The following is an 11239-nucleotide window of genomic DNA, read 5'->3' as shown; positions in this document are numbered from 1 at the left end:
TGCCGACGCCGCCTTTGTCTGAGCGGCGCCCTCGACAGAGCACGTGCTCTCCGTCCTCGCACAGAATATGAAGGCTCAGACTGTTACGCATCGGCGCTGAAACCAAGCGAAAGGTTCATCTTGCTCGCCGCAGCCTGCCAATCGTCCTGCAACGAGAACGCCGCAATCTTGTCGGCAACGCGACAGGGGTGCACTCGTTAAGCACTAGGGCACGGCGTATCCGCGGCATCGGCGCGGCCACATTTGGACTTTCTTAGAATAGGCGACAAAGATGCGCCGCGTACCAATCCACCCACGCATGGCAGTGCGCCCCCCGTCGTCAGTGATCGACAGGGGACGATGAGTATCGTAGTGCACTTCGCGCAACGCACGTTCTGCCACGACGAAAGGACCATGCCGCCGCCCTGAGTGCGGCGCATCTGCGGACTTTCTGTTATCGGTGAGGAAGCGGACGGCGCGGATGGGCCAGGAAGAACCGGAGCATCTCCGTACTGGCGTCCGGCCCTTTCGGATCGGTGTACGAACCGCCTGTGCCTCCGCCTGACCAGGCATGTCCGGCGTCGTGGAGAAGCCAGTATTCGGCATCGACGCCCGACGGCGTGGTGATCAGGCTGCGCGTGTAGCGACGGCCGGCGCGGCCGGTGTCGCGCTCGATCCGCTTCTGGGCACTGCCCTGTTCGTAGGGCTCGATCAGCCGGTCGCCGTTGGCACGGTGCACGGTGTGATCGGCATCGCCGTGGAAGACAATCAAGGGGCGCCGTGGCGGTGCGTGCGGCTCGGCGCCGCGCCTGGAAGCGCCCAGGCCCTTGCCGCCTTTCATCGCCGCGAGCGCCGACGGCAGGTCATGGGCGCAGCCCGCCGGAAGTCCCGAGTGAACGCCGGCCGCGGCAAACAGGTCCGGATAGCGTTCGACCATCACGGCGGCCATCGCCCCGCCCGCTGACAGGCCCGCAATGTAGACGCGATCGGGATCGACGCTGTGGCGCTCGACGACCTCCTGCGTCATGCCGGCGAGGATCGACGGCTCACCACGCCCCGCTTGCTGGTCGCCTGGGCGGAACCAGTTCCAGCATTTCGAGGAATTGGCATGGGCCGGCTGAATCGGATACATGACCATGAAGCCGAGCTTGTCGGCGAGCGCGTTCATGCGCGTACCCGCTGCGAAATCATCGGCATCCTGCGTACAGCCATGGAGCATGACGACCAGCGGCATCGGGCCGTACGCCTCGCTCGTCGGCTCGTAAAGTTTGTAAGCGCGCTTGCCGGCCCCATTGGCGAAACGTCGCTGACTGAAGTTTCCCGGCTTTGCCACGGCTTCGGCACGTGGGGCTGGAGCCGGCGCCGCAGCCGGCTCGGCGGTGCGATGCTCCAGCAGTTGCTGGACCACCTGCGCCGGCATCGGCGGCATCGGCGGCGATGCCGGCGTAGGTGCGTCCGCCGAGTGTTGGCGAAGGGCGCGTTGGATAACGGCGGTTGCTTCGAGAGGGCCTGCGGTCTGAAGAAGATGCATGGCCTCATGCATCGAGGCGAGAAACGCGTCGTTCATTTTCACGTTGATTTCCCATCTGGCCCGGAGAACCGGGCGCGGCGAGATTGCCGCAAACTACCGTATGCGTCCCGCCAGCGCGGCTTTTACCGCGGACGGTGCGTGAAACGCGCCGAGTACAACGACCGATTCAATCGTCGCCGATGCCAGCGCGGGGCTCACATCGGCAGCAATGCTTGCCAGGCCGAGGACATGGATGGCCAGTTTCTCGTTGGCGGCCAAGGCGGCCTCCAGATCCTGCTTCGAGAAATGTTGCAGGCCGAGCACCAGCGCGCGGCGCGTCACCGTCTCACGAATGGCCTGCTGGTGCACCGCAAGTTGATTGCGGATGGCGGTCCGGATCAGATCCGTGCGGTTCGAATAGAAGCCCTCTTCCACTAACAGATCGATCTGCCCGAGATCCACTGGCCCAAGGTTGATCGTGATTTTTTCGGTCTCGCCGCCCTTCGGGCGAAGAGCGCCGCCCTGTGCTGCAAGGTCCATTTTTCGTTCCATGTGACTCGCTGGCTGATCTGATTTACAACCATCCTATCACCATCCCACTGGATGGCAGTAGGAGTTTCTTGGCCTGTTGCGAGTTCGCATTGCGGTAGGGTGCGAGTCAGAACACAGCCACCTCGTACGCAAAGCAGGTCAGGGAAAAGAGTCAGCACAAAGGCGAAAGAAACGGCCTCACGCACGGCGCAACATCACACGGGCTGCTCGGCCTTCCGTTGCCGCCGTCACCGCGCCTTCCTGCGAGCCGATCGATAAGCAAATGAAGCCGACCAATTCCCGTGAACCTTGACAAGCTTCGGCTGCAATGGCGCGTGCTGACCTTCTATGAGCGCTTTGAGCAGATCATCGCCCATATCCTGAGCGTCGTGATCTCGGTGATCATCGTCGTATCTCTGTGGCAGTTGATTCGGGCGGTCATCGCGCTGTTGCTCTCAGGAGCATTCGATACTCTGGATCATGCGATCTTCCAAGCGGTCTTCGGGATGGTGATGACGCTTTTGATCGCGATGGAATTCAAGCACTCGATCACCCGCGTCATGTCAAGGCGCGATCACATTGTGCAGGTGAAAACCGTGATCCTCGTGGCAATGCTCGCGATCGCGCGCAAGTTCATCATCCTCGATCCAGCCACGGACGCGGCCAGCATCGCCGCACTCGCGGGCGGGCTGGTTGCGCTGGGCAGCGTCTACTGGCTGATGCGGCAGCGCGACGATCCCGTCGATGCCGCAATTGCCGAGCTCGCCGCGAAGGATCGCGAAGAGCGCATCTGATTCACATTCTTCCCGGCGATACATGCGGCGCGCCCATATGTATGACGAAACAAACCTAACATAGCCGGAAAGGGCACACTAGACTTCGAGGGGCCACGACTACGCCCCCCTCCTTGGCAAACGCACCATGGAGCAAAATGTCACGTCCTTCAGAGTTGCGTTGTCTTCACTGCCACTCGATTGGCGCGTCTTGCGCGGACTGCGCGGTAGAGTCGGCGCAATGGATCTTGTGTGTCATTCCGGCGGACCGAACCACCGCGCATGCGAGCGCCGATGGAGGCAGCCCGCGCTCCGCTCACCGTATTAAAGTCAGTGCGCCGTTCATCGCGATCGTGCCGGCGTGGGCTCGCATCGAAGTCGACAATGACGTCGATCCGTGCGGCATTGTCCTCGCCCTCAGTTCGTCAAAGCTAAGGGAAACCGCTCGAAAAGCGCTCGGTACCAGGTCGTGTGATATCCCGCGCTGGTTCACGGCGTGGGACCCTTTCCTACGCGAAGCGGCTGACATGCTTACCGCGTTGCACGCCGACATTAGCCCCAACCCCATGTGCCTCGCCGCGTTCGCTGACGTCATCTCACTTCATCTCGCGGGTCGGTACGGACGCGACGCCAATGCCCGCGAGGTGGGCACGAGTCTGTCCCAAAAGAATCTGGGCGTCGTGGAGCACTTCATACATGAACACATTGCGGAGAACATCCAGATCGTGCACCTCGCCGCGCTTCTGCACATGAGCCCGTCGCACTTTGCGCATGCTTTCAAGAATGCGACGGGGCTGGCGCCGCACTTCTATCTGATTACCAAGCGGTTGAAATTTGCGCAGTTGATGCTTTTCGAAGGAAGTCTCCCGCTCATTGATGTCGCGGCACGCGCGGGCTTTCAAACGCAGCAGCATTTCACCGAGGTGTTTCATCGGTATGCGGGCTGCACGCCCCGCGCTTTCCGTCTAGCGCATCACCGCCCGACGATCGGGTGATGCGCGCGCGACACCATCCTTGAGCAACCAACACGCGCAGGAATCCGACACCTCTGTGCAGGAACCCGGAAGAAGCGCGCACCTCCCGGACGTATGCTTGACGACATTCCCGGTACCCAACAATGGAGGAAGCTCGGACGCGCAAGGTGGATGATCGCGCGCGGCGCCGCGGGAATGCAGTTCGGCCTCCTCGTGCTGTTCGCCCCGCCGCCAGCGCACTCGCCCTCGTCTGGATGATCAGTTCCTGCCCGACAAGCAGAAGATGCCGCTGCACTTGTGTGCGCATCCTGCGCTCCGCGTCGACGTATCCCCCTGCGCTTTCTGGAGAACACCATGAAGACTAACCTTCCATCGGCCGCAAGGCTGTCGGCGCTCGTGCTTGCGCTATCCGCTGGTGGCTTGGGGGCCAGCGGCGCGATCGCACAGGATGTGCCTGTCGCCGGCAAGGCGACACTCGGCGTAACTGTCACCGAAGCGCAACTGGTTGCAACGGGCTGGCGTGCGTCGAAGATGATCCACTCCGATGTCTACAACGAAAAGAACGAAAAGATCGGCCGCGTCGACGACCTGATTGTGGCGCCCGATGGCTCGCTCTCGGCCGCAATTATCGACGTGGGCGGCTTTCTCGGGATGGCGACGCATCGCGTCGCCATCCCTGTTCAGCATTTCAAGCAGATTGCGCCGAAGGCAATCCTCCCCGGCGCAAGCAAGGAGACGCTGAAAAAGCTGCCGGAGTTCGAATATGCCAAGGGCTGACAGGTGTCGGCGACGCCCCGGCACAAGTCACTGACGGCTCTGGCCGCTGTAGCGGCGCCGGAACAGGAGCATAGCGATGCTATTGGACCCCGATTAGGTGGCACCCCTGTTTCCTGCGCAAGAGCTCCGAGGAAAAGAGCGCAGACGCGCAGGACTCCTCGCCTTCAAACCTCCACTGCCCATCCAACGGAGACATCATGGCCACTTGCAGCGTTTGTGGAAAGCCGGCGACTTCGCAGATCACGATCACCGAGAACGGCCAGCGCCGTCTGTTGACGCTGTGCGACGAGCACTACATGGCGTTCATGGTACGCAACCAGCGCGGCCTTTCGCCACTTGAATCCCTCTTTCACGGCGGGCTCTTCGAAAGTCTCTTCGACGACATGTGGTCGCCGCTCGAAGGCAGGCGGGGGGAGCGGCAATCTCTCGGACGGTCGGAGGCGACGCGCGAGCCGGCAGCAGAAGGCGATGGGGGCGAGAGCGCGGGTGAACGCGCGGTGAGGGCTGGCGGCAGGCCGCGCCGGCATCGCCGCGCGCGCGAAGCCGTCGACCTGCAGACGTTCCTGAGCGAGAGTGGCCTGGACCGTTTGCAGGCGGCCGCGCAAGCGGCGGTCGAGTTCGGCAAGTCCGAGGTCGATACAGAACACTTGCTGCTCTCACTCGCCGACAACAACGTGGTGCAGGAGATCCTGCGCGAATTCAAGCTCGATCCCGAAGAGATCAAGAAGGACGTCGATAAGAACGCTCCGCGCGGCACTCGCGGCGAGAAGACGGACGAGGAGCACATCGGCGTATCGCCGCGCGCAAAGAGCTCGCTGGAGAACGCACTCACCGCGTCGCGGGAACTCGGCCACAGCTATGTCGGGCCGGAGCATATCCTCATCGGGCTTGTCGAAGAGGAGGACGGCTTCGCGGGCGAGTTGCTGCGCAAGTACGGACTATCGTCGCACGCTCTTCGGCAGAAGACGGTCAAGGTGGTCGGCAAGGGCGCAGAGGAAGGCACCGTCGAGGGCCGCTCCACCACGCCAACGCTCGACAAGTACGCGCGCGATCTCAGCGATCTTGCACGGCGCGGCAAGCTCGATCCGGTGATCGGCCGCGACAAGGAAATCGAGACGACTATCGAGGTTCTTGCGCGCCGCCGCAAGAACAACCCGGTGTTGATCGGCGAGCCGGGTGTTGGCAAGACGGCGATCGTCGAAGGACTTGCACAGCGCATCGTCCAGGACCAGGTGCCTGAGGTGCTGCGCGGCAAGCGCGTCGTCGAGTTGAATATCAATAGCGTGGTGGCGGGAGCAAAGTATCGTGGCGAGTTCGAGGAGCGCGTCAAGCAGGTTCTCGACGAGATCGACGAGAACCAGGACCGGCTGATCGTTTTCATCGATGAACTCCATACTATCGTCGGTGCCGGCCAGGGCGGCGGCGAAGGCGGGCTCGACATTGGTAACGTGTTCAAGCCGGCGCTCGCGCGCGGCGAACTGCACCTTGTGGGCGCCACAACGCTCAACGAGTACCAAAAATACATCGAGAAGGACTCGGCCCTCGAGCGCCGCTTCCAGCCGGTGAGCGTACCCGAGCCGAGCGTCGCGGAAACCATCGAAATCCTGCGGGGGCTGCGCGACCGCCTTGAAGCACATCATAAGGTGAAGATCACCGAGGAGGCCATCGCGGCCGCGGCGAAGCTGTCGGACCGCTATATTGCCGCACGATTCCTGCCGGACAAGGCCATTGACCTGCTTGACCAGGCGGCCGCTCGCGTGCGCATCGCGTCGAATTCCAGGCCGACGCATCTGCACGACATCGAGGCCAGCATCCGCCGTACGCGCCAGGAACAGGATGCGGCAAGCGCCGCCAAGCAGTTCGACAAGGCGAAGGAACTGGAAGGAAAGCTCATCTCCGAGCAGGAGCGCCTTAACGATGCGACCGAAGCGTGGAAGAAAGAGCGCGGCACCAGTTCGCAGAAGGTGACGGCGGAGGACATCGCGCAGGTCGTGGCGTCGCTCACCGGCGTGCCGGTGTCCGAACTCACCGCTGAGGACCGAGAGAAGTTGCTGCGTCTCGAAGAGCGCCTGAGGGAGCGTGTGGTCGGCCAGGACGAGGCGGTCAGCGCCGTCGCGCAGGCTGTCCGGCTCTCACGTGCCGGTCTCACCGAAGGCGGCAAGCCGACTGCAAGCTTCCTTTTTCTCGGACCGACCGGCGTGGGCAAGACCGAGCTCGCCAAAGCGCTTGCCGTCTCCGTGTTCGGCGACGAGAACGCGCTGGTACGCATCGACATGAGCGAGTACTCCGAGCGGCATACCGTGGCGCGGTTGGTGGGCTCGCCTCCGGGCTATGTCGGCTATGAGGAAGGTGGGCAGTTGACTGAGCGGGTGCGGCGCCGCCCATATAGCGTGGTGCTGCTCGATGAGATCGAGAAGGCGCATTCGGAGGTGCACAACATCCTGCTGCAGCTCTTCGACGAAGGCCGTCTCACCGACGGCAAGGGACGTCTCGTGGATTTCACGAACACGATTATCATCGCCACAAGCAATATCGGTTCGCAGATGATCCAGGACAACATGCGCGCCGACAAGAAACAGCTCGACTACCCTGCGCTGCGCGACCGTCTGATGGAGGTCCTGCGGCATCACTTCAGACCCGAGTTCCTGAACCGGGTGGATGAGGTCGTGGTGTTTCATGCGCTCGGCAAAGCGCAGATCCGCAGCATCGTTGATCTGCAGCTCGAGCGCGTGCAGCGCACCGCGGCCGGAAAGGACATTGAGTTGTCGTTCGACGATGCGCTGCGCAATCATCTGGCGGAGATCGGCTATGACCCCGAGTTCGGCGCACGGATGCTCAAGCGCAAGATTCGGGCGGAAGTGGAATCGCAACTTGCCGATGCGTTGCTGCGGGGCGATGTCCGTGATGGCGACAAGGTGACAATTACCTACGACTCGGGAACGAATGCGGTGCGCGTGCAGAAGCAACCTGCCGATGCCCAAGCGGCGCGCCAGGCGAAGGAGCAGAAAGCCGCGCACGTCTGATGGAAGGCTCGGAGCGCAACGCCGCTTGCAAGGCGTCGCGCTCCGAGCCTCACGCACTCTTGGCAGCAATGCTTGTCGGTGGGCAGCACGCAGGCTCGATTCGGATGGTGCGCATCGGAGCCGTGGTCGCCGCGCGTTGCCGAACGCCTGTCACCGTGTGCGGCCGTTCAGCCGCCGTTCAGGTTCAGATAGCGATGCACAAGCGCCACGCACATCGCGCCTTCGCCTACCGCCGATGCGACGCGCTTGATCGACGCATGGCGCACGTCCCCCGCAGCGAATACGCCCGGCATGCTGGTCTCCAGATGCAGCTGAGCGCGCTCTAGCGGCCACCGACGGCCATGCTCGAACTCGCGCAGATCCGGACCGGTGACCAGATAGCCTGCCTCGTCCCGCACGATGCCCAGCTGCGCTGCCCATTCTGTTTGCGGTACGCCGCCGATGCAGACGAAGAGCCAGTGCGTCTTCACATTGCGGTGCTGGCCGGTGCGCACATCGGTCAGCGTGACTTGACGCAGCGCCTCGTCCCCGGCGAGCGCCGTGACATGCGTGCAGGTCTTAACTTCGATATTGGGTGCCGAGTGCACGCGGTCAACCAGATATTGCGAGAGCGTGCTCTTCAGCGACGCATCGCGCACTACCATGCAGACTCGATTGGCCGACTGCGCGAAGTACATGGCCGCCTGCCCCGCCGAGTTTCCGCCGCCAACGACATAGACGTCCTCGCCGTGCATCAGCGCTGCTTCACTCGCACCTGCGCCATAATAAAGGCCGAAGCCGAACAAGCGCTCCTCGTCGGCCAGGCCAAGCTTGCGATAAGCCACGCCGGTCGCGCAGATCGATGTTCGCGCCGTGATGCGCGTGCCGTCGTCCAGATAGACGACGCCCTTGCCCGGTGGGAATTCCGCGCGCGTGCCGGCTCGCGCTAGGAGTATCTCGGCACCGAAATTCATCGCCTGCGCGCGAGCGCGCTCGGCGAGTTCCCAGCCGCCAATGCCATTCGGAAAGCCGAGGTAGTTCTCGATCTTTGAGCTGCTGCCGGCCTGACCGCCAATGGCCCAGCGCTCCACCAGCACCGTGCGCAGCCCTTCCGATGCACCGTATACCGCAGCGCTCAGTCCCGCGGGACCAGCCCCGTAAATGGCGAGGTCGTACTCTGAGCGAGAGGGCTTGGCGAACCAGCCGAGCTTCTCGGTGATCTGGCGGATAGTTGGGCATTCAAGCCGCGTGCCGTCTTTGAAGACACACACAGGCAAACGCGGATCGGAAAGATGCTGTACGTGTGCAAGCGACGCGGCGTCCTCGTCGCATTTGAGCTCGATCCACTCGAAGGGGATGTCGCTGCGATGAAGGAAGTCACGAATCGCATAACCGTTGGCCGTGCGCTTTCGCCCATAGATCTTGAACATAAAGGTGACTCCCTGTGCGTCGTCCGCGCCGGTCTGGCAGCGCGGCGGGACTACAATACTCGCGCTTTCGCTCGCGCGTCTTTTTTGATCCTGCCTCGCTTTGTCTGATTTCTGCGGCCCCGAAAAACGCGACGCTCCGCGTCAGACGGCCTGAATGATGATGTCGTGATTGATCATCACGCCAATGTCCGCACGACGAGCACCGGAGATAGCCCCAAGTCCTCGGCGACGCGTGGGAACTCCCACGATGCAAGGTCCTTTGATCGTGACTGACTGACATCAGGAGGAGCCTCATTCCCGGCAAAGGCGGTTAAAATGCGGCAACCCACGGTTTGCGCAAGAGCGAGGACTTTTGGGTCAGATGCGAACAGAAGGCCCAAAATGGAACGACACACTGGCTCATGTCCTCCCCGTCCGACATCAGACGCCGGAGCCCGACAGCCCGCACCGGCTCACCTTGGTGAAATGCTTGATAGCCTGAGCGACGGATTCATGTCGATAGACAAATCGTGGCGCTTCACCTACCTCAACAATACGGCTGAGCGATACCTCCGGCAGGAGCGGAAAAACCTGCTCGGACGCGACATATGGCAGTGTTACCCCGACCTGGTGGACTCCGGCTACTATCGCACCTACCAGCATACGGCGGCAACGGGACTTCCTGGGTGTCACACTGACTATTACGCACCGCTCCGCACCTGGTTTGAGGCTCGCTCATTTCACCACGACGATGGCATTACGGTACTCTTCCGCGACGTCACGCGCGAACACGAGCACGCCGCGCAGTTGGAATTTGAAGCTGGTCACGATTTTCTGACTGGCTTGGCGAACCGACGCAAGTGCATGGAAGTACTATCGCACGCGGTCGCCGTGTCTGCTTCGCAAGGTTTTGCGGATGGCACTTCCCTGGCGGTGCTGTATATAGACTTGGACCGTCTCAAGGAAGTCAACGACGCATTTGGTCATGCTGTCGGCGATGAGCTGCTGCGCGGCTTTGCGAAAAGGCTTCTCGCAATTCTCGAGCCTGCTTTCTTCGCCGCGCGCGTAGGGGGCGACGAGTTTGTCTTGTTATTACGCAATACCACTGAAAGCGCAGCAGAAGCGTTTGCGCACTCGGTGCTCAACGTCCTCGCAGTGCCATTCGAAGCATGCGGCAGATCCATCTCTCTTTCGGCCAGCGTTGGCATCGCGCTCCTGAGAGAAGAACAGGAAACAGCCGAGGCGTTGCTGAGTCATGCTGATACGGCCATGTACGCAGCGAAGTCATCGGGCGGGTTTCAAGTGCGCACGTACGACGCGGCACTCGACCGGGGCGTGCGCGACCGTGCTGCCTTGCGCCTCGATCTTCGTAAGGCATTTGCGACAAACCAGTTCGAGCTCCATTTCCAGCCTCAGATGGCGCTCGCGGACGCCTCCCTGATCGGTGCCGAGGCGCTCCTTCGCTGGCGTCATCCTGAACGAGGCTTGCTGACGCCTTATGCATTCTTGGATCTGTTGCTTGACTCCCCATATGAAGGCGCTCTCGTCGAATGGCTGCTCAATGAAGTTTGCCAGCATATCGGCTCATGGCGGCAGATGGGCGTAAACGTACCGCGGATCAGTCTCAACCTGTCGGCCCGGCAACTCCTTGGAGTGGGGCTCACAGACAGGATTCTCCAGATCGCGAGGGCGAACGACATCTCCCCCACCATGCTCGATATCGAAGTCACGGAGGACTCTCTCGTGAGCGATATCGAAAGGGCATCGTCGGTTCTTGCGACGCTGAAGCAAGCGGGAATTTCCACATCGCTAGACGACTTCGGCGCCGGATACTCCAGTCTCAGCTATCTGGTCCGACTGCCTATAGACACGCTCAAGATCGACAAGTCGTTTGTTCGAGCGCTGGTGGATTCAGAGAAGGCCTCGGCGGTCATTCGCGGCATCGTCGGTCTTGCCCGTTCGCTGGGCATGAAAACTATCGCAGAAGGCGTCGAGTGCCAACACCAGGTCGACGAGCTTAAGGACGCCGGATGCGACGCCATTCAGGGTTATCTCATCAGCCGTCCGCTCACCTCCGAGGCCTTTGCGGAATGTATACAGCGTTTGTGAAGGCGCTAACCGGAATTGACGCTCGCACACTGTCGGTACGGGGAGCGTCACAACGTGTCCTGGCTGATTCGTGATTGCTGCTGCACCTGGCGGTCGTATCGGAAGTCTATCTGACCGCAACACTTCTTTCGATCCTCGGCCCGCCCCCCTTCGGCTAGCCCCAAATCTCAGTTCA

At 61.9% G+C, this 11239-nt stretch carries 8 protein-coding genes; 5 read left to right on the top strand and 3 right to left on the bottom strand.

The window, feature by feature from the left end; translation table 11 throughout:
• Positions 1 to 433: 433 nt before the first annotated feature.
• A complete protein-coding gene (locus AB4120_RS08785; protein WP_149138811.1) occupies positions 434 to 1552 on the bottom strand; it encodes an extracellular catalytic domain type 1 short-chain-length polyhydroxyalkanoate depolymerase in 1119 nt (372 codons plus the stop codon).
• Positions 1553 to 1603: 51 nt separating this feature from the next.
• On the bottom strand, positions 1604 to 2029 hold the full coding sequence (locus tag AB4120_RS08780; RefSeq protein WP_149138810.1) for a CopG family transcriptional regulator: 426 nt from the start codon (positions 2027 to 2029) through the stop codon (positions 1604 to 1606).
• 293 nt (positions 2030 to 2322) lie between these two features.
• On the opposite strand from AB4120_RS08780, the gene AB4120_RS08775 reads away from it, so the two are divergent.
• From AB4120_RS08775 to AB4120_RS08760, 4 genes are all read left to right on the top strand, one after another.
• The gene (locus tag AB4120_RS08775; RefSeq protein ID WP_149138809.1) at positions 2323 to 2814 is read left to right on the top strand and encodes a phosphate-starvation-inducible PsiE family protein; all 492 of its coding nucleotides are present in this window, start codon (positions 2323 to 2325) and stop codon (positions 2812 to 2814) included.
• 227 nt (positions 2815 to 3041) lie between these two features.
• Complete coding sequence (locus AB4120_RS08770) at positions 3042 to 3788, top strand: helix-turn-helix transcriptional regulator (protein ID WP_262389747.1); 747 nt, start codon at positions 3042 to 3044, stop codon at positions 3786 to 3788.
• Positions 3789 to 4121: 333 nt separating this feature from the next.
• The gene (locus tag AB4120_RS08765) at positions 4122 to 4544 is read left to right on the top strand and encodes a PRC-barrel domain-containing protein (RefSeq protein ID WP_149138807.1); all 423 of its coding nucleotides are present in this window, start codon (positions 4122 to 4124) and stop codon (positions 4542 to 4544) included.
• Between the two features lie 197 nt (positions 4545 to 4741).
• Positions 4742 to 7567: an ATP-dependent Clp protease ATP-binding subunit gene (locus AB4120_RS08760; RefSeq protein WP_441642150.1), complete on the top strand. Its 2826-nt coding sequence runs from the start codon at positions 4742 to 4744 to the stop codon at positions 7565 to 7567.
• Positions 7568 to 7734: 167 nt separating this feature from the next.
• On the opposite strand, the gene AB4120_RS08755 is transcribed toward AB4120_RS08760, so the two are convergent.
• On the bottom strand, positions 7735 to 8976 hold the full coding sequence (locus AB4120_RS08755) for an NAD(P)/FAD-dependent oxidoreductase (protein WP_149138806.1): 1242 nt from the start codon (positions 8974 to 8976) through the stop codon (positions 7735 to 7737).
• Positions 8977 to 9441: 465 nt separating this feature from the next.
• Here AB4120_RS08755 and AB4120_RS08750 point away from each other — a divergent pair, with 465 nt between their 5' ends.
• Positions 9442 to 11064, top strand: coding sequence for a sensor domain-containing protein (locus AB4120_RS08750; protein ID WP_149138805.1), 1623 nt, complete (start codon positions 9442 to 9444; stop codon positions 11062 to 11064).
• Positions 11065 to 11239 lie beyond the last annotated feature (175 nt).

Origin of the sequence: Cupriavidus sp. 2KB_3 (genome assembly GCF_052115685.1) — a bacterium.
Taxonomy (GTDB): Bacteria; Pseudomonadota; Gammaproteobacteria; order Burkholderiales; family Burkholderiaceae; genus Cupriavidus; species Cupriavidus campinensis.
Note: the sequence above shows the minus strand (reverse complement) of the source record. Positions and strands in the feature narration are given on the sequence as shown.